Origin of the sequence: Halomonas dongshanensis, from assembly GCF_024790395.1 — a bacterium.
Classification (GTDB): Bacteria; Pseudomonadota; Gammaproteobacteria; order Pseudomonadales; family Halomonadaceae; genus Vreelandella; species Vreelandella dongshanensis.
This window is the reverse complement of sequence record NZ_JAJISC010000009.1, coordinates 150,917-171,680: the sequence shown is the minus strand read 5'-3', so window position 1 is coordinate 171,680 and position 20,764 is coordinate 150,917. Positions and strand designations below refer to the sequence as shown.

General features: G+C 57.7%; 21 protein-coding genes and 3 tRNA genes. 23 read left to right on the top strand and 1 reads right to left on the bottom strand.

What is annotated here, in order from left to right; genetic code table 11:
* Positions 1-47 precede the first annotated feature (47 nt).
* The 20 genes from mutY to LLY24_RS17260 all read left to right on the top strand — a co-directional run bounded on the left by mutY (position 48) and on the right by LLY24_RS17260 (position 16,458).
* Complete coding sequence (mutY, locus tag LLY24_RS17355) at positions 48-1,139, top strand: A/G-specific adenine glycosylase (protein ID WP_259037564.1); 1,092 nt, start codon at positions 48-50, stop codon at positions 1,137-1,139.
* Positions 1,140-1,249: 110 nt separating this feature from the next.
* Positions 1,250-1,519 (top strand): oxidative damage protection protein, encoded by a 270-nt coding sequence (locus tag LLY24_RS17350; protein ID WP_259037563.1) that lies wholly within the window; start codon positions 1,250-1,252, stop codon positions 1,517-1,519.
* A 106-nt stretch (positions 1,520-1,625) separates the two neighbouring features.
* A tRNA-Phe gene (locus LLY24_RS17345) sits at positions 1,626-1,701 on the top strand.
* A 6-nt stretch (positions 1,702-1,707) separates the two neighbouring features.
* A tRNA-Gln gene (locus tag LLY24_RS17340) sits at positions 1,708-1,782 on the top strand.
* Between the two features lie 66 nt (positions 1,783-1,848).
* Positions 1,849-1,924, top strand: a tRNA-Thr gene (locus tag LLY24_RS17335).
* A 92-nt stretch (positions 1,925-2,016) separates the two neighbouring features.
* Positions 2,017-2,892 (top strand): ParA family protein, encoded by an 876-nt coding sequence (locus LLY24_RS17330; protein WP_259037562.1) that lies wholly within the window; start codon positions 2,017-2,019, stop codon positions 2,890-2,892.
* Positions 2,882-4,291, top strand: a complete 1,410-nt coding sequence (gene dnaB, locus LLY24_RS17325; RefSeq protein ID WP_259037561.1) for a replicative DNA helicase — start codon at positions 2,882-2,884, stop codon at positions 4,289-4,291. Before LLY24_RS17330 ends, dnaB begins: the two co-directional genes overlap by 11 nt.
* Positions 4,288-5,124, top strand: coding sequence for a hypothetical protein (locus LLY24_RS17320; RefSeq protein ID WP_259037560.1), 837 nt, complete (start codon positions 4,288-4,290; stop codon positions 5,122-5,124). Before dnaB ends, LLY24_RS17320 begins: the two co-directional genes overlap by 4 nt.
* Entirely contained in the window at positions 5,121-5,990 is an 870-nt protein-coding gene (locus tag LLY24_RS17315) for a DNA adenine methylase (protein WP_259037559.1), read from the top strand. The genes LLY24_RS17320 and LLY24_RS17315 overlap by 4 nt, the downstream gene beginning before the upstream one ends.
* Positions 5,983-6,213, top strand: a complete 231-nt coding sequence (locus tag LLY24_RS17310) for a type II toxin-antitoxin system HicA family toxin (RefSeq protein WP_259037558.1) — start codon at positions 5,983-5,985, stop codon at positions 6,211-6,213. Before LLY24_RS17315 ends, LLY24_RS17310 begins: the two co-directional genes overlap by 8 nt.
* A complete protein-coding gene (locus LLY24_RS17305; protein ID WP_259037557.1) occupies positions 6,210-6,899 on the top strand; it encodes a DUF2786 domain-containing protein in 690 nt (229 codons plus the stop codon). Before LLY24_RS17310 ends, LLY24_RS17305 begins: the two co-directional genes overlap by 4 nt.
* Positions 6,892-7,398 carry a hypothetical protein gene (locus tag LLY24_RS17300; RefSeq protein ID WP_259037556.1) on the top strand — a complete coding sequence of 169 codons (507 nt, stop codon included), beginning with the start codon at positions 6,892-6,894 and terminating at the stop codon, positions 7,396-7,398. The genes LLY24_RS17305 and LLY24_RS17300 overlap by 8 nt, the downstream gene beginning before the upstream one ends.
* Positions 7,395-9,440, top strand: a complete 2,046-nt coding sequence (locus LLY24_RS17295; RefSeq protein ID WP_259037555.1) for a ParB family protein — start codon at positions 7,395-7,397, stop codon at positions 9,438-9,440. Before LLY24_RS17300 ends, LLY24_RS17295 begins: the two co-directional genes overlap by 4 nt.
* A complete protein-coding gene (locus LLY24_RS17290; RefSeq protein ID WP_259037554.1) occupies positions 9,440-10,051 on the top strand; it encodes a DUF2857 domain-containing protein in 612 nt (203 codons plus the stop codon). Before LLY24_RS17295 ends, LLY24_RS17290 begins: the two co-directional genes overlap by 1 nt.
* Entirely contained in the window at positions 10,051-11,301 is a 1,251-nt protein-coding gene (locus tag LLY24_RS17285; RefSeq protein WP_259037553.1) for an STY4528 family pathogenicity island replication protein, read from the top strand. The genes LLY24_RS17290 and LLY24_RS17285 overlap by 1 nt, the downstream gene beginning before the upstream one ends.
* Positions 11,302-11,399: 98 nt before the next feature.
* Positions 11,400-12,173: a PFL_4669 family integrating conjugative element protein gene (locus LLY24_RS17280; RefSeq protein WP_259037552.1), complete on the top strand. Its 774-nt coding sequence runs from the start codon at positions 11,400-11,402 to the stop codon at positions 12,171-12,173.
* 421 nt (positions 12,174-12,594) lie between these two features.
* A complete protein-coding gene (locus LLY24_RS17275) occupies positions 12,595-13,041 on the top strand; it encodes a DUF3158 family protein (protein WP_259037551.1) in 447 nt (148 codons plus the stop codon).
* A 111-nt stretch (positions 13,042-13,152) separates the two neighbouring features.
* A complete protein-coding gene (locus LLY24_RS17270) occupies positions 13,153-13,635 on the top strand; it encodes a single-stranded DNA-binding protein (protein ID WP_259037550.1) in 483 nt (160 codons plus the stop codon).
* Positions 13,636-13,665: 30 nt separating this feature from the next.
* Complete coding sequence (locus LLY24_RS17265) at positions 13,666-14,262, top strand: hypothetical protein (protein ID WP_259037549.1); 597 nt, start codon at positions 13,666-13,668, stop codon at positions 14,260-14,262.
* Between the two features lie 174 nt (positions 14,263-14,436).
* On the top strand, positions 14,437-16,458 hold the full coding sequence (locus LLY24_RS17260) for a DNA topoisomerase III (protein WP_259037548.1): 2,022 nt from the start codon (positions 14,437-14,439) through the stop codon (positions 16,456-16,458).
* A gap of 16 nt (positions 16,459-16,474) precedes the next feature.
* Here LLY24_RS17260 and LLY24_RS17255 read toward each other — a convergent pair whose 3' ends face one another.
* Positions 16,475-17,311, bottom strand: coding sequence for a tetratricopeptide repeat protein (locus LLY24_RS17255; protein WP_259037547.1), 837 nt, complete (start codon positions 17,309-17,311; stop codon positions 16,475-16,477).
* A 1,072-nt stretch (positions 17,312-18,383) separates the two neighbouring features.
* On the opposite strand from LLY24_RS17255, the gene LLY24_RS17250 reads away from it, so the two are divergent.
* The 3 genes from LLY24_RS17250 to LLY24_RS17240 all read left to right on the top strand — a co-directional run bounded on the left by LLY24_RS17250 (position 18,384) and on the right by LLY24_RS17240 (position 20,403).
* The gene (locus LLY24_RS17250; protein ID WP_259037546.1) at positions 18,384-18,821 is read left to right on the top strand and encodes a CCDC90 family protein; all 438 of its coding nucleotides are present in this window, start codon (positions 18,384-18,386) and stop codon (positions 18,819-18,821) included.
* Positions 18,822-18,924: 103 nt separating this feature from the next.
* Entirely contained in the window at positions 18,925-19,461 is a 537-nt protein-coding gene (locus LLY24_RS17245; RefSeq protein ID WP_259037545.1) for an STY4534 family ICE replication protein, read from the top strand.
* A gap of 168 nt (positions 19,462-19,629) precedes the next feature.
* Positions 19,630-20,403 carry a hypothetical protein gene (locus LLY24_RS17240; protein ID WP_259037544.1) on the top strand — a complete coding sequence of 258 codons (774 nt, stop codon included), beginning with the start codon at positions 19,630-19,632 and terminating at the stop codon, positions 20,401-20,403.
* The last annotated feature ends 361 nt before the right edge of the window (positions 20,404-20,764 follow it).

Here is a 20,764-nt window from a genome sequence, read left to right as displayed (position 1 = left end):
CGGCGTTCGCCGGCGCTTTTTTTGCTATCGATCTAAAAGGTATCTGCATGGTGGACATGCCCGCGCCGCGCCTTGCGGCCGATGCGTTTCAACAGCGACTGCTCACCTGGTTCGACCGCCATGGACGACACGATCTGCCCTGGCAGAGCCCGCGAACGGCCTACCGCGTGTGGGTATCGGAAATCATGCTGCAGCAGACCCAGGTCGCTACGGTGATCGACTACTTCGAGCGCTTCATGGCGCGGTTTCCTACGCTGGAGTCGCTCGCGCGCGCGCCGGTCGATGAGGTGCTGCATCTATGGACGGGGCTTGGCTACTATGCCCGGGCGCGTAATCTGCACAAGGCTGCCATAGAGGCCTTCGACGCCCATGGCGAGCTTCCCACCGACAGCGTCGAATCGCTAATGGCACTGCCCGGTATCGGCCGCTCCACTGCCGGGGCGATCATCGCCCAAAGCACCGGTCAGCGTGCCGCCATTTTAGATGGCAACGTCAAACGCACTCTTACGCGTCTGCACGCCATCCCCGGCTGGCCGGGCAAACCTAGCGTCGAGCGCAGGCTATGGGCGCTGGCGGAGTACTATACCCCCGCGCACCGGCTGGCCGACTATACCCAGGCGATGATGGACTTCGGCGCCACGCTGTGTCGGCGTAGCCGACCCGACTGCGACATCTGCCCCTTCGAGGATGTCTGCGCCGGTTACGCCGAAGGCGAGCCGCAGCGCTATCCCGAGTCCAAACCCAAAAAAGCGCTCCCCACGCGCACCACCTTCATGCTGATGCTGCGTGACCGTGAAGGGCGTATCTGGCTTGAGCAGCGCCCGCCTACGGGGCTTTGGGGTGGGCTTTGGAGCTTGCCACAGTTCGATAGCGCGCAGGCGCTCGACGACTGGCTGGGGCTTCACGCCGCAGGCTGTACCCAGGAGCCGCCGGGAGCAACGTTCACCCATGTCTTCAGCCATTTTCGCCTGGAGATTACCCCCTGGACTGCCACCTGCGATCGTCTGGTCGGCATTCGCGAAACCGGCGTCTGGTACGACTCGAGTGCTCCCCAGGCGCTTGGGCTCGCGGCACCGGTCAAACGGCTCTTGACCCAGCTCGAACCTTTTACCCTGGATCTCGCCCCTGGGCCTGTGTAACCTCCACCGACGATATAAGCGCGCAACAAGGCCGCGCACCTGCGTTTACGCTATGTGATTTACCACTTTTATTCGCCACCATTACTTTCATTATCAAGGAGCTCACCGCCATGAACGTCTTTTGTCGCAAGTACCAACAGGAACTGCCAGCGCTTCCCTTTCCGCCGCTGCCCGGTAAGAAGGGCCAGGATATTCAGGCCAGCGTCTCCAGAAAGGCCTGGGAGGAGTGGCAGGCGCTGCAGACCCGACTGATCAACGAAAAACACCTCAACATGCTCGACCCTGAGGCTCGGGCCTATCTCATGGAGCAGATGGAGCGCTTTCTCGATAACCAGGAGACCGATCAGGCCGAAGGCTTCGTACCGCGTAAGCCGAGCTGATCGATGCGCCCGCGAGCCGCTTCCCAGGCGCCGGGCGCGAAAAGAAAGTTGCACATAGGTGTTGACGAAACCGAGAGTTTTTAGTTTAATACGCACCGTTGGCAGCGGCCAGATAGCTCAGTTGGTAGAGCAGAGGATTGAAAATCCTCGTGTCGGCGGTTCGATTCCGTCTCTGGCCACCACACTGCTGGGGTATCGCCAAGTGGTAAGGCACCGGTTTTTGGTATCGGCATTCCCAGGTTCGAATCCTGGTACCCCAGCCATTGTCAACACGGTTTCTTGATGATTGCGCGATACACTACGCGGTCATATTGCAAGAAGCGCTGAGCGCCGACATAGCTCAGTTGGTAGAGCAACTGACTTGTAATCAGTAGGTCCCGGGTTCGACTCCTGGTGTCGGCACCATGTAATGCCCTAAAGCATTGCAGCGCATACGAATTTTTCCTCCCAAGTATCTATTGCACTCATTCGTTTTTCTCCTTGAATGAGGTGCAGTGATGCGCGTTTCAGCAACGGTTTGTTCCAAAGGTGGTGTTGGTAAGACCACCACGACGGCCAACCTCGGCGGTCTTCTGGCAGATGCCGGTTTACGCGTCCTACTCGTAGACTTGGATTCTCAGCCGACTCTCTCTTCCTACTATGAACTGTCTCAGCCTGCTCCCGGTGGGGTGTATGAGCTGCTCGCGACAGAGCTGGTCGACCTTGATCAGATTATTTCGCATACCACGCTACCCAATCTCGACATTATCGTATCCAACGACTATCGGAACCAACTGCAGCAACTATTGCTGAACGCCCCGAATGGTCGCTTCCGACTAATCGACCTGCTCGATCGCTTTGCTGATCGCTACGACGCCATTCTGATCGATACGCAGGGCGCACGCTCCGTCATCCTCGAGATGGCCGTGATGGCCGCCGATCGGCTGATTTCTCCCATTGTCCCCGAACTGCTCACCGCCCGCGAATTCGTGCGCGGCACCCAAGGCATGCTCGACGAGCTACGCGAGTTGGCACGCTACACCCGCTTCGAAGTGCCTCCGGTATCCATCCTGCTCAATAAGATGACCGACCAATTGCGTGATGCTCGGGACATCGCTGAGAGCATACGAAGCATGTATGCAGAGGTCGAAGATCACGGCATCAGCGTGCTTAAAACGCCGCTGGTCAATCTTTCGGCCTATCGTTCTGCCGCACTTCAAGGCCTCCCTGTCCATCGTGTCGAACCGCGCAAGCCTTCCAGCCGCAAGGCTCCGGCCTGCGCCGATCAGCTCAAGGCGGTTGCCATCGATCTCTATCCCGAGTGGGCTGATGCCATTCGAGCGGTAGGTGCTACCTCTCCCAACGGTAAATCGGGGGTGGGGCATGTCCATTGAGACCGTATCTCCGGCATCTCTAGAAGCAGAGGTCATGGAGCTCCTCCCACCGCATAGCATTGAGGCCGAGCAATCCACGCTGGGTGCGTTGATGCTCGACAACACAAAGTGGGATGACATCTGCGAAATCGTTGATGCGGGCGCTTTCTACCACTACGCGCATCGACTGATCTTCAAGGCAATGGAGGAGCTTTCGCACGATGAGAAGCCGCTGGATGTAGTGACGCTCTCCGAGGTTCTGGAGCGTGATGGGCATCTCGATACATGCGGAGGGCTTTCCTGTCTGGCCGAGTTGGCCCGCAATACGCCGTCGGCGACCAATGTAGTCGCTTATGCCGGCATCGTGCGTGAGCATTACCGTCGTCGGCAACTGGCCAACATGGGGCGTGATCTTAGTCAGCGGGCGCTGGATGGACAGCAGCTCAGCCAGGCGTTGATTGACGCCACCGAGCGTCAGTTGTTCGAGCTGGCCGAAAATCGGCAGTGCAAGGAAACCGGCATACGTCCAGCGTTGATGGCCGCGATCGACACTATTGATCGCGCCTTCAACGCCAAGGATGGCATTACCGGCACACCCACCGGCTATCAGGATCTCGACGCGCTCACCTGTGGCTGGCAGGACTCGGATCTAATTGTCATTGCTGGTCGCCCATCAATGGGTAAAACCACGCTGGGGATGAACCTCGTCGAGAATGCGCTAGTGGCCACGGCGGGGCGTACTGAATTGGCCACTGCACCGATCTTCGTCTTCTCGCTCGAGATGCCAGAGGAGCAACTGATGCTTCGCCTGATGGCGAGCATGGGTCGACTGGATTTAAGTAAGCTCCGCTCAGGAAAGTTGGAGGGTGGGGAATGGGAGACGCTGACGGCTTCCACAAACCGCATACTTGGGTTCGAGAAGCGCCTGTTCGTGGACGACGCCAGCGGTCTCTCAGCAACCTCGCTCAAGTCTCGTGCTCGTCGTCTAATGCGTCGCCACGGCAAACCGGCGCTTATCCTCATCGACTACCTGCAGCTACTCGAGGAGCCTGGCTGCGAAAACCGTAACACCGAGATTTCCGCGATCTCGCGCATCCTCAAGGCCACCGCCAAGGATCTCAACTGCCCGGTGGTGGCACTCTCGCAGCTCAACCGTGCACTTGAAAATCGCCCCAATAAGCGGCCCTGCATGGCCGATTTGCGCGACTCCGGCGCGATTGAGCAGGACGCCGACGTCATCGGCTTCGTCTACCGCGATGAGGTCTACGACACGGATAACCCCGACAACAAGGGACTAGCCGAACTGATCATCGGCAAGCAGCGCAATGGTCCTACCGGCACGGTGCATCTGGCGTTCGTGGGCTCGAGCACCCGGTTCGAGTCTTTGGCATGGAAACAGGTTCAGGAGGGGCGGTCATGACGCAAATCACACTCAGCCAGCCATCAACCCTGGTATATAACTGGGTCGAATCGGACAACCGGTGTCTCCATACGCTATGGGTGCAAGTCGATACATATATCATCACTGAGGAAGTTTTGGCTTGGGTCGATGGCGAGTCTCTCCAGAGCGCTATTGATGGTGGGGAGCTACCGGCTGGCACTCAGCCTAACTGGTTTCACGTATTGCTGGTCGATGAGAAGGGAGCAGTTGATAGCGTCTTAATGGGCCATGAAACGTGTGGTGGATCGTCCGCGACTGGTCCAGTAGAGCGCTTTATTGAGCATCAAATACAAGAGAAACTTGAACGCCTTCGTAAAAGTGGGCGACCGTCGGCATATCCCCTACAACAGATCACGATCAAGTCATTATCTACCGACAGCGCTACTCCACTCCGATACAGGGCAGAGGCGTGTCTCAATGGCGTTCTGCTAAATCCTGTTTTGCCTGCGAGTGTTGGGGAGAAGGAGACGGGACTAACGCTGCGCGAGCAAATGCGCTGGTTGAACCGTCCTTACATTATTAGCAATGAGAGTGAAGCAGAGAGCATCTTCGATGTGTTTTGTTTCGATGACAGCGCTATTGGAAGTGTGCCTTCCAGGTGGGGGCGTGTCGATACTTTGGAAGCAGCGCTTGAGATCATACGATGCAAGACGAACTCACTGGATCCGTTAAGGGAGCTTTATGAGCTCCAGAAGTTAGAAGTTCTTTTACTGTCTTTTCGTGACGATTTAACAATATTCAAAGAGAACCTTCTCTCCGACGAACCGCTTCCACGGACGTTTGATGACGATGGGCAGGAGGAGTGCCCATGACCATCAATGCTCCTCTCATGCGCTACCACGGCGGTAAATTTCGCTTGGCACCTTGGATCATGGCGCATTTTCCACCGATGTCTGCCTTCGATGTCTATGTCGAATCCTTTGGCGGCGCCGCTGGCGTGCTCCTACAGAAGCCACGTAGCTATGCCGAGGTCTACAACGATCTGGACGGCGATGTCGTTAATCTGTTCGAGGTATTGCGTAGCCACGAACAGCGTGAGTGCCTCATTGAGCAGGTTGCTCTGACGCCCTATGCGCGACTCGAATTCAAGCGTGCTTGGGATCCTGTGCAGGATCAAGTAGAGCGTGCTCGACGCCTGTTAATTCGTGCCTATATGGGGTTCGGATCTGCAGGTGCGACGCGAGGCAATTCCGGCTTTCGCACCGACACTCGACGAGCTCATGGCACGACACAGCATCACTGGCAGCGCTTGCCCAGCGTGATCGGTCGTGTCGCTGAGCGCCTGTCGGGTGTACTGATCGAAAACCGAGATGCTCTGACAGTGATTGCCCAGCATGACTCACCGCGCACACTGCACTATGTCGATCCTCCTTATCTAGAGGAAACCCGGGAGAAGGGGCATCGACATGTTTATGGCTACGAGTTGAGCGATCAGCGTCATATCGAATTGCTTGAGCATCTCCGGCTCGCCAAGGGCTACGTGATCCTCTCCGGTTACGATGCCCCTCTCTATCGAGAGACGCTGCGCGACTGGCGTATGGCCCGGCGGCATGTACAGGTATCGGCCCAACGGGGCTCGGGTCAGCGTACTGAGTGCCTTTGGCTCAACCCGCGCGCGGCTGAATGGGCCGGACAGATGGAACTCAATCTGCCGTGTCAGGAGGTGGCCTATGCCTGACGCACTCCCGATCCGCTGCTCGACCCGCGCCTTGAAGCGTGTAGTACGTTATGCCGTGACTCACGGCTGGCACGTCGAGCGTACACGAGGCGGTCACGTTCGTTTCATCAAGCCGGGCTGCCCGCCCGTATTCACTGGTTTTTCACCCAGCGATGCGCGTGCCGAGAAAAACGTGCTGGCACGACTGCGTCGGGTACATCGGCAACGGGGGAAAGACGCATGACTCCCGATCGCATCCTTCGCAAGATCGAGCGCTGCCTGGCGCTATCGCGCTCTGCCAACGAGCACGAGGCCGGAACGGCCCTGCGTCAGGCGCAGCATCTGATGGACGAGTACGGCGTCAGTGAGATCGATGTCGCGGCATCGACCATCGACCGTGTGGCCGTCAAGTCGCCAACCGGGCGCAAGCCGCCGCGCTGGCTCGATCATCTGGCCAGCCTGGTCAATGCCGCCTTCGGTACCGCCACGGTCTACGAACCGCGTCCCACGTTCGAGAGCTGGCAGGGGTACTTCGCCTTCCTCGGCGAGGCGAGCCAGGTGCGCATCGCGGCGTATGCCTTCGAGGTACTGCAGCGTCAGCTGATCAGCGATCGCAAGTCATTCTTGAACGGTATGCACAAGCGCGCGAAGCGCGTCACGAAGACCCGCCGGGCAGATGCCTATGCCTTGGCATGGGTCGTTGGAGCGTATGAGCACATCGTTCCGGTGCAGAAGACGGAGGCGTTGGTCGCGGCGATCGAGCACTTTCAGCAGCGCTTCTACCCACAGCTCGAAGCGATGGTGGCCATCGATCGCGGTCAACGCCGGGACGATCAGCGGGCAATGGCTCGGGGGTACGCCGCTGGTCGTAACGCGCGCTTGCATGGTGGCGTTGATCGCGACCAATACAAGGAGCTCTCCCATGGCTGAGATATTAACGTTTCCGACGCGTGCTGCGACTGGTCGGGGCATGGAGCGCTATCTACAGGACCGAGAATGTCTGGCCCTGGGACTGCTCGATCCCTTTGCCAGTTGGGTCGAGACACTGGAGTCCTGGTTCGCCGCGCACCCCCGGGCGCACAACAAGCGCAATGATGCGTTGCGCTTGCTGCTCGTCGATACCTGGCTGGTCTTCCATATGGCCTGCGACAAGGCCAGTCGGCTCGAGATGAAGCCGCACCACCACCTGCGCTGGGCGCAGCTCCAGTATTTCGACCTTAGCGATTTCGAACTGCTGGTGATCGTCAACGACAACCTGCTCGACCTGCGTCGTGGCCTGCAGGCGCTATGCCAGCAGCATCCCCCGCAGACGCGCAGTGACCTGAGTCTGCACGGGTTGAGCCAGAGCATTGATCGCCTCAACCAGCAGTTGAACTATTTTTTCGATTCTGATGGCTGCGCTTCGCGGCAGCCGGAGTGGACTTCATGAGTAAAGCATCCGTTACCCCCGATCAGATTATGGCCAAGTTGAACCAGCCGGGGCCGATGCTCAAGAGCCAGCCCACCGATCGGCTGCCAGCACCGACCCGCGAGCAGGCGATGTCGCTGACGCTGGATCAACTGCGCCCCTACGATCGCAATCCTCGTACTCATCGCAACTCGAAATATGAGGAGATCAAGGCATCGATCAAGGCGGTCGGGCTCAAGCAGAAGTTGACCGTCACGCAGCGTCCCGGTGATGACCGCTACATGATTTCCGACGGAGGCAATACCCGCCTGACGATTCTCAATGAGCTGTACCAGGAGACAGGCGATCAGCGCTTCTACCATCAGGATTGTCACTTCATTCCGTGGCAGGGCGAGATCTACGTGCTCGCCGGCCATCTGGCTGAGAACGACAACCGGGGTCAGTTGAGCTGGATCGAGCGAGCGCTCGGAATATTTGAGGCCAAGCGCATGATCGAGGAGGAGGAGTACGCTGGCGAGACCATGTCCCAGCGTGAGCTGGCCAAGCGGCTGCGAATGCTTGGGTACACCATCAATCACAGCCATGTCTCGAAAATGCTCTACACCATCGAGCATTTTCTCCCGACCTTGCCGCTGACTCTTGACGCTGGCATGGGCCGTCCCCAGATCGAGAAGCTGATTTCGTATCGCCAGTTCTGTGACGAGTGCTGGACTCGCTGCGCCGACTACTGGATCGAGCACGCCGATGACCTGGGCGCAGGCGAGCAGTGGGCCAACAACGTTGTTGATGGTGATTTTGCGCTGGCCTGGCATGAAGAGATGGCTCAGCTCGATCACGAGGGTCAGACCGAGTTTCGCTGGAACATCGTCGAGGATCGCTTGAAGGGCATGCTCAATGAGCACACCGGGCTGCACTTCAACCCGATCGACATGGCGTGGAAGAACTGGTTCACCGTGCGCAAGTACGCCCGGGCGGCAACGGATGAGGAACGTGCGGATGTCTGGACTACCGTCGATAGTGAACTTGAGCGCCTGCGTCATCCCCAGGAGCGCCACCTCTATCCACCAAAAGTGGACACCTCCTCGGGCGGCTCGTCATCCCGCAAGACGCCGAGTGCCTCCTCGTTGCCATCGACCATCAAAACCTCTCAAGGCGGTAGTGAGCTCCCCGGCAGCGGAGGTGAACTCGACCCCAATGATCTGACATTCGGTGATGGTCAGAGCGACCTCGATCCCACGCCGGAACCGTCGCCGGAGCGCGGTGTGCCGGAGGCTGGCGGGGTGGGCGAGTCGGTCGCCATGCAACAGATGCGCGCCCAGCTAGAGCAGTTAGAGCAGCGCAACGCCGAACTCGAGGCCCAGACCCAGCGAACACCGCTGGCCCCACAGGGTGGTAGCTTCGGTGACGACTGGAACGACAACACCGGTGGGCTGCTGGACAGTGATGGTCTGCTGCAGGAGCTCACACCTCAGCCAACGCGCTCTGCCGAGGAGCAGGCGACCATCGTCGCCGATCTAACGCTCTCTCCTCATCACGAGACGGAAGGCCATCGCCAGTTGCGTCACTGGCAGGCGAAGGAGCACGGCGAGGAGGCCATCGATTTCGAAGCAGCGGCCCTCAAGAGCGTGCCGCTCCAGGACGGTGGTCGCGTTGCCCCGATCACGGATCTTTGGCATGTGCCAACCTGGCGTCGCAACGCCCAGGGTCTACGCATGCAGATCGGTGAAGTGGTCCAGGTGCTGGCCAACTGGGCGGGGGTTGAGGCGAGCGGTTCCAGCGAGGTCATCCGCCTCAACGCTCGCGACGGTATCGGTTACGAACTCGGTCCGCTCGAGGGTGCACCCAGTCGCCGCGCACAGCTCGTTTGGCAATTGCTAGCCGGTCTTGAGGGCAACATCGATCCGGTGATGCCGAGCGATATCTCGCTTCTGGGTGAACTTGTGGGGAGCCATGGTGAGGACACCGAGGTGCGCCTGCCCGACGGTCTTTTCATTCGTGTGTTCTGGCTGACCCGACTGATTCGGGTGCTGCGTGATGTGCTTAAGACGGAGGGGGATTCGTGATGGCGACACCGCAACTCAACCATGCGCTGTTCAACCAAGCGCTAATCCTGATCCGTGAGGGCGACATGCGTCGTGCTCGAGCGTTGGGGTTTCGTGACGACGAACTACAGCGCCTCAGCCGTTTGAGGGCCAGCGAGATCGAGTCGCTGATCCACGAATTTCCGGGCGTGGCTCGATTCGAGCTTGATCACGACACCTTTAAGGCGGCGCTGCGCCGCGTTGATCGCGACCAGGATCGTGATGAACTGGTCGATCACTGCATTCGACTCGGGGCCAGCGTACACATGTTATCCGCCTTCTTCGGGCTGACCCCGAACGACTGCTCGGCGCGTCGCACTTTGCTGGGTGTGCCGAGCCGTCAGGGACGGCTGCCCATGCCGGAAGAGGCGGTGGAGCACGAGGCGTACCATCGTTGGCAGACCATCTCTGACGACCCCGCAGGCCCAGGCGCTGTGGAGGACATTCGCGGCATGCTGGTACTGGCCGAGGAGGTCGCGCTGCCCTTGGCGGTGATTTGGACCCTGATCAAACAGTGGACTCAACCGGAGCAGGCGCGACAGCAAAGCCTGCCTGCTGAGGATGAGGGAATGGTGCGTGAAGGGGTGGCGTGATGAAAAATTTTGACGCGCTCATCGGGCGCGCCGCGTCATCCATGACTCAGCGCCGAGGCGAAGCCGCCTCGGCGTCAAACGGTCAGGAGGATACGCTCGACGGTCTGCTATTCATGGGAAATCCCCATGAAACCGTTCCAAGAGCCTTGCTACTCGACCAACGCCTGGGCGCGGTTGACGTGCTTGGGTGGCAGATGATCCGGTTACTCTCGAACGCCGATCGCACCACCGCATTCCCCACCTATGACGAACTGGAACCGCTATTACGCTCTGGTGCCAATCGGAAGGCGTCACGCAAGACTGTCGCGCGCGTCATCGCGATTCTTCGACTGACCCGTTGGATGACGTTGGGCATGAAAGCGCGCAACACCGACAACGGCCGCATGATCGGCAACGTCTACGTGCTGCACGACGAGCCGCTGGCACCCGCCGAGTCGTTGTCCTTGGATGCCGAGTACATCGAGTACGTTATCCGCTGCACGCGACATCACAATCGCGATGTCGCTGAGGTGGCAAAACTAGTCCGCGATGAACTGGCTGAAGGCGGTGTGCTTGAGCTACCGACCCGACTGGACGTCATCGACCAACGGGCTGAGCGGCAAAGACGTGCTGAGTTTCCAGAGGAAACTCAGTCATTAGACACCCAGTTTCCAGCGGAAACTCAGGCAAATTCACCCAGTTTCCAGCGGAAACTTGGGCAGTTTCCTGAGCGCGAAGACCCTAGTTTCCAGCGGAAACTCATGCGCGAATCAGACACTTACGACGCAGTTTCCGATTTGATCAACCCTACAGTACGTAGTTATACAAACAGTGTATGTAAAACTACCGCGCGCGAGCCGAATGCCTCGTCGTTGATCTGGAGCTGGCCGCTCGAACTGACTGCTGACGAGCGTGAATCGATCACATTCCTGCTGACGGGGCTGTCGACCGAGACGCAGCAGGCGGTGATCGACGAAGCCGCTGGCCGAGTCGATGCCGGCAAAGTCAAGAACACCCTGGGCTTCCTGCACACACTGGCCAAGCGTGCCGCCTCGGACAATTTCCAGCTGACGCACTTTGGGCGAGGTGTGGCCAATAAACGACGTAGCCATGGCCAAGCTGAGGTGAGTGATCAACAGAATCGGGTTTTGGCTGCGCCGGTTGGGGCGGTATCGCCGCCACAACCGGCCGAGCCGGAACCGCAGCCGCTTTCGGAAGCAGACGAAAACGCGCGAAGAGCACTGCTGAAGCGTCTTGGATTGCGACGCTAGAAACCTTTGAGATCGCGCTTAACGTTTTTGATGGGACGGAACCTGATAAATGGTGATGCTGGCACCCCATCCAGTGCATTGACGACTCAGGAGTGATTATGGCCAGCACTGAGCCCCGTGTAGGGCAGCTACGCAGCAAGATCGAGATGACCCTGCACACTTATCCGGCAGTGCTTGCCTGGCACGGGCGCGGGGTCGAAAGCGGAAAGCCTCAAGTGGTCGGACTCAAGCAGTTTTTGTCGCTGGCTGGTCGTGTTCATCAGGCAGCGGGCCGGGACGACCCCTATGCCGATAGCTATTTGATCATGCTTGAGGAGAAGGTCAACGAGACTCGACAGGCGCTGCAGCAACTGGAAGCTCGAATCAGCAGTGTGTTGAAGCAGATCCCAGAAGGACTCGATGTCAGTCGCAATGTCAGTCAGCAACCGTTCGTGACGCCCGTGTTCACTGGCGGGCAGATGGGCTGGCAGGCCGTCATGTTGCTGATGCAGTACGACAGCATCGTGCGTGATGTCCTGCTGGCTCATCACATTGGCTTGCTGGGCAACAAACAACGCGGCGCGATGATTCGTGATCAGGGCGGCCATGCACTGCGTTCGCTCTGCTACGCCCCCGTCAAGTTCCCCGGTTTCAGCGGTGCAACGCGAGATGATTTCGCGGCCAATAACGCCAAAGCAAGAAATGCTCTCGAAAAATATGGTGAGCTGCCGCAGGACATTCTGGAAGGGACGCGCCGCAGCGAGTTTGCGCCGACGATCCGGCGTGAGGAAGCCTCGCTGTCAGGCAACGCCAGTGCACTTGAACTCGAAGGCGCGGACCTGGACGACGATCAATTGCTGCCCCAGTCCGGTGCCTCCGAGGACCAAATCTAGAAGACCAGGCCGGGGTGTTGCCACTGGCAACACTTCCACCCGGGTCGAGCTGGCGTGTTTCCACTGGAAACACTTCCACCCGGGTCGAGCCAGGGTGATTCCGGGGGAATCACTTCCGCCCGGGGCGAGACAGGGTGATTCCGGGGGAATCACTTCCGCCCGGGGCGAGACAGGGTGATGGCACTGCCATCACTTCCGCCAGGGTCGAGCTGGCGTGTTTCCACTGGAAACACTTCCACCCGGGGCGAGACAGGGTGTTGCCACTGGCAACACTTCCGCCAGGGTCGAGCTGGCGTGTTTCCACTGGAAACACTTCCACCCGGGGCGAGACAGGGTGATTCCGGGGGAATCACTTCGCCAGAGGCGGTGGGGCAACGAAACCAAATATTTGCAACGAAAACAGCACAGGACCGTGAACACGATGACTGCACTGGAACAGCACCAGGACTTTGCACTGAATCAGTACGCAAAGGGCCTTTTAAAACCCTTTAAGGGTAAGGGGGAGCTTCTTCGATACCGGGACGAACTGGACGTGGAGTGTCGCCGAATGTGGCAGGAGGCGGCGGACTTTGCCAATCGCTATAACCGCACGGTGGTGCAGGCGGGGCTGTGGCTCAAGGCGCATAACAACAGCGGGGGGCGAGTTCGCGCAGTGCAATGGCGTGATAAAGCTCAGACCCAGATGGGGCGACGCCTTCTCGAAGCCGTACTGCAATATGGCGACGTATCGATAGGCATGAAGCGTCAACTGGTCGAGATAGAGACTGAGCGCGCGATCTTCAACGCCAAGATCGCGGCAGCCACACGCCAGGTCGATCGATTGAATCGCCTGCTCAATGATCTCGATGAGATTGAGGCCATGATCTAACCCTGCTCTCAAGGGTGGAATGGTGAGACTTCGGCCTTAACGTTTCCCACTGACGACCTTGGTCGACTGCCGCCACTGTAGTCAGGCATTTATTCGATTCAGGAGATTCATATGAGCACCCATTTCATGGGCGAGGGTAACATCGGTTCGGATCCAGAAGTGAAGATGTTATCTCCCAACGGTAATCAGCCACCACGTGGTCTTTTGCGGCTGAACGTCCGCTTCGATAATCCGGTGCCGACGGAGAATGGCAATGTCGACAAGGGTGGGTTCTGGGCAAATGTCGAGATATGGCATCGCGATGTCGAGCAGTGGGCACGGCTTTACCAGAGGGGCATGCGAATCATGGTCTCGGGCCGTATGGTGCTGGACGAGTGGAAGGATAGTGAGGGGAATGGCCGGTCTCAGTTCAAGGTGCAGGCCGTTCGCATCGGTATTCTACCGTTCCGTGTCGCCCAGGTCGTGTTTGAGTCGGCGCAAGGTCAGCACACTCCTCGTCAGCCGCCTTCGCAGCAGGGTGCGTACTCCAAGTCCGCTGGACCAGACGGAGAGTGGGACAATCCGGTAAGCACAAATGCGGGCGGACTGGGATAAGCGCATTACGAGCATCAGGAGCGATTCAACATGAGACAAACAAGGAATGCAGGGATAAAGCACTGGGTAGTGGCAGTGGGGGTGGTGGTGTTAGCCGGATGCGCGGCGCAGGATCACTATTACTCGAACGGTGTGTGTGTTACCTGCTTTGACAACCCGGTCACAGGTGAACCGCTGAACTACGACCCTAGCGAGACGCCGCAGCAGGTGGCGACCAATGCCGAGGGGCAAACGGTCGATGCCAAGAGTCTGGGTAATCAGAGTGGCTCCGTCGCTATTGATTCTTACGTCGATGTCGATACTGCCTATGCTCGGATTAAGTCGGCGATGGGGTTCCGTTCTGCCAACGATTTCGAGAGCCCGGAGAGTATAACGGCCAAAATGCAGATGGGCGATGTGGCATGGAAACACGACCGCACGCCGGGGGCCTATTACAATCTCGGCGATTACGGTCGGCAGGCCCTTGGCGGGATACAATATTCGATTCTGCAGCGGGTTCAGATCGAAAAGAATGGCTCGGGCTCGCGTATCCATTACAGCTGGGCGCCGGCTGACCAGCGAACTTTGTATGATGGTGACGCCATGGAATCCCTGCTAACACAGCGACTCAACGCCGCGCTTGACTGAGCATTTACTCGACGACACGCACGCGATTGAGCGGGTTGTCGAGTTTCATACGCGTTGGATGATGCATCCATGAAAACGCGTATTACCTGCTCTAGTTTGATTAACATTCCTCACTGAAGACACTGATCCAGCCCGTTACGCTGAGGCCATACACATTCTGTGAGGCCCGGTGTTATGTCTCGTTTGTTTCTCTGTGAAAAACCCTCTCAGGCGCGTGATATCGGCGCGGTCTTGGGAGCGACCCGTAAAGCCAATGGGTGCCTACAGGGTGATGGCATCGTCGTTACCTGGGCGTTTGGCCATCTCCTCGAGCAGGCCCCGCCCGAAGCCTACGATCCCGAGCTGAAACGCTGGTCATTGGATTCGCTGCCGATCCGCCCGACGCAATGGAAGAACACGGTGCGCAAGGATGCCAGCAAGCAGTTCAAGGTGATCCAGGGGCTGCTGAAGCAGTGCAGCGAAGTGGTGGTGGCCACTGATGCTGATCGGGAGGGCGAAACTATCGGTCGTGAGATTCTTGATGCCTGTCGCTATCAGGGGCGCGTTTCCCGACTCTGGCTGTCCGCGCTCGACCAGGCATCGATTCGGAAGGCGCTGGCCAATATCCGGCCAGGAGAGTCGACATATCCGCTGTATCAGGCGGGACTGGGCCGTTCCCGGGCGGACTGGCTGGTCGGGATGAATCTGACTCGCGCCTTTTCGGTACTGGCTCAGCAGCAAGGGCATCAGGGGGTCTTGTCCGTCGGCCGTGTCCAGACACCGACCCTAGCTCTCGTCGTGCGGCGCGATCAGGCGATCGCGAATTTCGTCCCTACACCGTTCTGGGAGGTGGTGGCCAACCTCCAGGCGCAGGGCGGTTATTTTCAGGCATCGTGGTTGCCGGGCAACGCCGATTGGCTCGACGAGGAGGGGCGTTGCATCAATCGAGAGGCAGCGCGAGCGGTAGCCTCCAAATGCCAGGGCGCGGTGGCGACATTGGCAGCCATCGAGACGGTACGCAAAAAAGAGTCGGCGCCGCTGGTGATGGATCTCGGCACGCTGCAGCAGGAGTGTTCGAAGCGCTTTGGTTTCGGTGCCCAGCAAGTGCTCGATATTGCTCAGTCTCTTTACGAGACCCACAAAGCGACGAGCTACCCGCGTACCGACTGCCGCTATCTGCCTACGTCGATGTTGTCCGAGGTTGGGGCTGTCGTGACGGCGCTCCTGCATTCGGATGAGAAGCTTTCCCCGGTGATCGGTCGACTGGACCAGACGCTCAAGAGCCGCGTCTGGAACGACAGCAAGATCACGGCTCACCACGGCATCATTCCCACCACGGCACCTTGTCGCATTGATCGGATGAGTGAGGAGGAGTTTCGAGTCTACGATCTCGTCCGACGACACTATCTGGCGCAGTTTCTGCCAGCCCACGAGTACGATCAGACCGATGCCAGGCTAAATCTCGTCGGCGAGACCTTCGTCGCGTCGGGGCGACAGATACAGGTCGAGGGCTGGAAAGTGCTCTTTCCCCGAGGGAAGGGCAAAGGGCAGGACGGTGACGACGAGGAGCAAGATGGTTCCGGCGCGCAGGCGCTCCCGCCTCTCCGTCAAGGGGAGAGCTGTTCGGTACAGGATCTACTGGTGAGGGATCGTCAGACTCAGCCGCCGAAGCCCTTCACCGAGGGTGCGCTGATCTCGGCGATGAAGAACGCGGCCCGGTTCGTTACAGATGAGCGGCTACGAGCGCGACTACGAGAGAGTTCGGGCATCGGTACTGAAGCCACTCGCGCTGGTATCATTGAAACGCTACTCAAGCGTGGTTTCATCCGGAAAAAGGGGCGCTCGATTGTGTCGACACCGGTCGGCCAGGGACTCATTGCGGCGTTACCGCCTCAGATTAGCAACCCGGGGATGACAGCCCTCTGGGAGCAGGCGCTGGATCAGGTTGCCGAGGGGGCGATGACGCTTGAGGACTTTATGAAACGCCAAAGCGCGTTGCTCGACAAGCTCATCGGTATCGCGCTTCAGCGTCCCCAATTGAATCTCCCCGAAGCACCGAGCGAGACCTGTCCCAAGTGCCAGGCGAAGATGCGCAAGCGCAAGGGTCGCGATGGACTCTTCTGGTCTTGCTCCCGTTACCCTGAGTGTGACGGCACTAAGCCTATCGGCAAGAGCGGGGTGAAGCGTCGTGCTCGAAACCGGACCAGTAGGCCATGAGAGGAGGTGTATTTTTTCATTGCGTTGAAACGTGCTCTTCATCTGCCGCTTCTTCGCAGCCTTGCTGATAATTGGACGACATGCACACGCTAGCTCGCTCCTCCGCTTCGGCTTTAGCCTCTTCCGACATTACCTCTTCCAGGTCACTTTTATTGGAGCTTGTCATGTCGCTTGTGGCCTCACCAATGGTGTACCACATATAAGCTGTTGTATTGTCTTGATCTACTCCGGATCCAAATTCGTATTGCGCTCCAAGTGCAAATAGGGCCTCGGTATACTCTTGCGCCGCAGCAAGACGAAACCACTTTATCGCTTCTACACGATCGGTTGGTACACCCCAGCCGTGCTGGTACCTTCGCCCAAGCTTGTGCTGAGCTTCAGCGTCACCTTCTTCAGCGGCGAGCCGATTCCATTTCACACCTTCAGAGGTAAAAGGAGCCATGTTGCTAAGCTGGATCATGGCTTCTATGCTGCCTTCCCCGGCGGCTAAAATATACCACTCGCTTGCTTCTTCTCTGCTTCTTTCAATGCCCCAGAACGCGTCATTCATGCTGTTGTGGTACACATCCCCAATTTTGTAGAGCGCTCCCGCATGATTCTGTTCGGCAGCCCTGTGCCACCATTCTAGTGCTTCAACGCCGTTGCTTCTGACTCCTCGCCCCCTGTTGTACATGAACCCGAGTGTGTACTGGGCTTCGGCATTACCTTGTTCTGCGAGCGGCCTCAATTCCTCCAGTGCGCTTGCATAATCTCCTGACTCATAGGCTGCTATTCCGGCATTCAGGTCGTTTGCTACTCCAAGGGTGGGAAAAAGCATTAACGCTACGGCTGAGTACTGAATAAATTTTTTCATTGGCATCCTTTCCATCATACCTGTGGTTTTGAATTGACCGATAATGGCACTGTGCAGGGAGAGACCTAACACCAAACGTTGCAATTCAGTGGTGGGCTTAGGTCATGGCAGCGAAGAGTTATGCCATAACGGTGCAAACTATTACAAATCGTGCAGCAACTCTCGCACGAAACTGTGCTTAGTTGACTTGAGTTGTTGCCTAAGAGCAGATTTTTCAAAAAATGAGGCATCCCGAGCCGTGAGCAAAGCTTATGGCTCTCTGCAATAAAGAGGAAAAAGCATTCTGCCTTGCCAGATTGGCGACACTCCTCGATAATTGCCCGTGTACCCCGTTGCCAACTGGCGGTTATCAGTTGGTCCCTTTGGACTCTTCTTGAGTCCGAACCCAAAGCGCTATCACCTGGCGAAAGAGCGCACCCCTTCGCAAGGCTCTCTTGCACTACATTGGCATGTATGCGGGTTCCAGGTTCCTTATGTTTCAGGTCGACCGGTCGTCGACCATTTCTTAAAGCCTATCTCGACCAGCCAGCGAGCCATCTCCTGTGGGGTGGCTCGTTGGCCGGTTGGACTTTGTTTCACAGCGGCGGAGCCCACCGCCTGACCCATGGGCTCCCTTTGTGCGGGGATCCGCGCACAATCGTATCGGTCCAGCGCCATGATTCGGGACCGGATGCAGCGGCAATCGTTACCATGACTACGAGGGGCATGGCCGATAGTCGGCATAATGGCTGATTCCTACTTGCTACCCGAGCCGGTATCGGTAGTTAACTAGACGCGCAGTACTAGTCCTCAATCCCAAGGCGAGGCGACGAGACTTCGTTGCCCCGGCTTGCGATTGGAGATCAAGATTGGGGGTTGACGCCGTGACGATGTGGCGCAATCCTATTGGTGTAAGCCGCTGGTCACTGACGGTTATCAGTGACGCCCTTTGCCTTCGGGCAATGCCCAAAACCGTAACGCATTCTGAGAGACGGTGCCTATTGAGGCTGAATGCTACCTAACGGCAACCCATCTGGGGATTCACCTCCCTAATGGGCGTGTCTCCCCCATAACGATTAGGAGGAGACCGGAGATGTCCATGTACGCCATTGATACGCTGGAATTTGCTAAGCGATTACGCACGGCTGGGCTCTCTCAGGAGCAGTCTGAGGCGATTGCGGAAGCGCATGGCCAGGCGTTTCGCGAAGCAGCGGAACATACCCTGGCTACCAAGCAGGATTTGGCTAATCATCCTACGACGGTAGAGATCAAGCAGTTGCTTGAGCCTTATGCCACAAAGCAGGATATTACAGAGCTTCGCTCTGAGCTGAAGCAGGATACTGCAGAAGTTCGCTCTGAACTGAAGCAGGACATTGCAGAAGTTCGCGCTGAACTGAAGCAGGATATTGCAGAAGTTCGTTCTGAACTGAAGCAGGATATTAAAAGTTTGGAACTGAGAATGACAAGTCGCCTTGGCGCGATGATTGTGGCAGCAACGGGCATCATGCTCGCGGCGATGCGCTTCATGTAAGTCATTCACGCACTTTCTTTTTTATACCCATCCGGGGGAGAGCTTTCCCCGATGGGGAAGGTGTATCTCCTGGAATCATTGACTTGATCCAAGGAGTAACACCATGTCCAATTCGACTGATAACCAGTTCTTCGATCTCCATATCACCGGCGTTGGCTACGTCAATCGGATCCGCAAGGTCACACCCAAGCGTGGCGATGCCTTCTGGGCTTGCGACATATCCGCATTGAATGGTCCCGCCAATGAGGTTGAGTATCGCCGGTTCGACTGCCGCGTTAGTGGTGCTGAAGCGGAAAGGCTGGTTAAGAAGTTCGCCGCAACCGTGGTTGATCGTAAGGCTAAAGGAGTCAACGAGCCCAAGATCCTGATCGGTTTTAAGCTCGGCGATCTCTATCCCGATCTTTTTACTCGGACGAAGGGTGACCGTGCTGGTGAAACAGCGGTGAGTCTCAAGGCGCGTCTACTGTTCATCAATTGGGCCAAGGTGGATGGCGACAAGGTTTATGAAGCGCCACGGCGTGAAGAAACCTCTTTCGACGACACTAAGACCCAGGAACACACTTCACCGACTCAGAACGTTGCTGTGCCTAACCGATCCTCCGTTAGTGGGTCGGTCGGTGCAGCTGAAGCAGTCGTCTGATTCTACCTCAACCACCTCACCCTCCGGGATAGCGTTAGCTTCCCGGGGGTGTGGTTCAACCCACTTGCTTGCGGGGAGATAGAACCACCTCTAAACCTATCACCCAATCGGGGGCCACGCCCCTGAAGGGATGGCTCCTATTCATCCAATAGACGAAGGAGCAATCCCATGAGTGACACACTTACTTACCAACTGGCTCAAGAAGACGTGGATGTGATCTTGGCGGCGCTGAGACTATTGCAGCGGACATTGGGATGGGACATACCCGATGAGATTCAGGATATCGGTGGAGAAAGCCTTGATGTGGTCAATATCGACAGGCTATGCGAGAGGCTTAATCTAGACGGTAACGCTGATGATCAGGATGAGCGCGACGTACTGATCCGGCGCTTTCGCGCCGAGCTGTCGAGACCGGACTGGAACTCGGATACAGCGGCCAATCTGGCAACGGCCTTGGGCGATGCAGGTTGGCCAATATTTACACCTCTAAGTGAGGGGTGGTATCTGGATGTCGAGGATGGCTGCTATGCCGTCGCGGCTTGCGCGGATGGTCCGTTTCAGTCCAACGCCCAAGCCGTCACATCGATTGCCCTACAGTTTGCCACGGGGAGTCGATGGCACGGTCAGGTACTCGACAGCATCGGTATGACTGCCTGCGGGCATGGAATGCCGTTGATGCGAATCCTGGGCTACGGTCCCAATGCTATCGACGTTGTGGTTTGTAATGAGCTTCGCCCAGACGACTGTCTCGAGATTGGCTATCGCCCGCATCCGTTTGAGTCGGCCACTTGGTCGGTCTTCCGGCGCGACACCAGTAACGGTGAAGTAAAGTGGATCGCCGATCAGCCTGACCAGCGGGGAGCGTTGCGATATTGTGCTGCGAAACTTGGCGTGGCACTTAACGATGAAATATTGAAGTCGTTTTCCACCTACTTTCAGTGATTCACTCCAAGCGCCCTTCGGGGCGTTTTTTTTGCCGCCAACCACGTTGGGCTGTGCCCTGGATTGACCCTGAAGTGGCATCCTTGCCCGACAGCATCCTTGCCGATGTTCCTGGGGTCGTATCGTCCCTTGCGCGCATCTTGGAACAAACGCTGCGCAATTGATAGGGCCCTTGAAAGAAATAGCCCAAGGCTCCGATCGTTTTCTGAAGGCGAGATAGCCGACCGTTCGCAAAAGCCTTGTTAGTGTAATTAACATTTCCCGTCGCAAGTACCGTCGGCCTTCGGCACGGTGAACCAGATCACGAACATTCAGGTTCCCCGCGCGAGGCCAAACTCGATGTATCCCTTCCAGAAACCCC

Excerpts from the sequence above, each read along its gene's own strand:
- mutY (WP_259037564.1), top strand. The coding sequence starts at position 48 with ATGGTGGACATGCCCGCGCCGCGCCTTGCGGCCGATGCGTTTCAACAG.
- LLY24_RS17350 (WP_259037563.1), top strand. The coding sequence starts at position 1,250 with ATGAACGTCTTTTGTCGCAAGTACCAACAGGAACTGCCAGCGCTTCCC.
- LLY24_RS17330 (WP_259037562.1), top strand. The coding sequence starts at position 2,017 with ATGCGCGTTTCAGCAACGGTTTGTTCCAAAGGTGGTGTTGGTAAGACC.
- dnaB (WP_259037561.1), top strand. The coding sequence starts at position 2,882 with ATGTCCATTGAGACCGTATCTCCGGCATCTCTAGAAGCAGAGGTCATG.
- LLY24_RS17320 (WP_259037560.1), top strand. The coding sequence starts at position 4,288 with ATGACGCAAATCACACTCAGCCAGCCATCAACCCTGGTATATAACTGG.
- LLY24_RS17315 (WP_259037559.1), top strand. The coding sequence starts at position 5,121 with ATGACCATCAATGCTCCTCTCATGCGCTACCACGGCGGTAAATTTCGC.
- LLY24_RS17310 (WP_259037558.1), top strand. The coding sequence starts at position 5,983 with ATGCCTGACGCACTCCCGATCCGCTGCTCGACCCGCGCCTTGAAGCGT.
- LLY24_RS17305 (WP_259037557.1), top strand. The coding sequence starts at position 6,210 with ATGACTCCCGATCGCATCCTTCGCAAGATCGAGCGCTGCCTGGCGCTA.
- LLY24_RS17300 (WP_259037556.1), top strand. The coding sequence starts at position 6,892 with ATGGCTGAGATATTAACGTTTCCGACGCGTGCTGCGACTGGTCGGGGC.
- LLY24_RS17295 (WP_259037555.1), top strand. The coding sequence starts at position 7,395 with ATGAGTAAAGCATCCGTTACCCCCGATCAGATTATGGCCAAGTTGAAC.
- LLY24_RS17290 (WP_259037554.1), top strand. The coding sequence starts at position 9,440 with ATGGCGACACCGCAACTCAACCATGCGCTGTTCAACCAAGCGCTAATC.
- LLY24_RS17285 (WP_259037553.1), top strand. The coding sequence starts at position 10,051 with ATGAAAAATTTTGACGCGCTCATCGGGCGCGCCGCGTCATCCATGACT.
- LLY24_RS17280 (WP_259037552.1), top strand. The coding sequence starts at position 11,400 with ATGGCCAGCACTGAGCCCCGTGTAGGGCAGCTACGCAGCAAGATCGAG.
- LLY24_RS17275 (WP_259037551.1), top strand. The coding sequence starts at position 12,595 with ATGACTGCACTGGAACAGCACCAGGACTTTGCACTGAATCAGTACGCA.
- LLY24_RS17270 (WP_259037550.1), top strand. The coding sequence starts at position 13,153 with ATGAGCACCCATTTCATGGGCGAGGGTAACATCGGTTCGGATCCAGAA.
- LLY24_RS17265 (WP_259037549.1), top strand. The coding sequence starts at position 13,666 with ATGAGACAAACAAGGAATGCAGGGATAAAGCACTGGGTAGTGGCAGTG.
- LLY24_RS17260 (WP_259037548.1), top strand. The coding sequence starts at position 14,437 with ATGTCTCGTTTGTTTCTCTGTGAAAAACCCTCTCAGGCGCGTGATATC.
- LLY24_RS17255 (WP_259037547.1), bottom strand. The coding sequence starts at position 17,311 with ATGAAAAAATTTATTCAGTACTCAGCCGTAGCGTTAATGCTTTTTCCC.
- LLY24_RS17250 (WP_259037546.1), top strand. The coding sequence starts at position 18,384 with ATGTCCATGTACGCCATTGATACGCTGGAATTTGCTAAGCGATTACGC.
- LLY24_RS17245 (WP_259037545.1), top strand. The coding sequence starts at position 18,925 with ATGTCCAATTCGACTGATAACCAGTTCTTCGATCTCCATATCACCGGC.
- LLY24_RS17240 (WP_259037544.1), top strand. The coding sequence starts at position 19,630 with ATGAGTGACACACTTACTTACCAACTGGCTCAAGAAGACGTGGATGTG.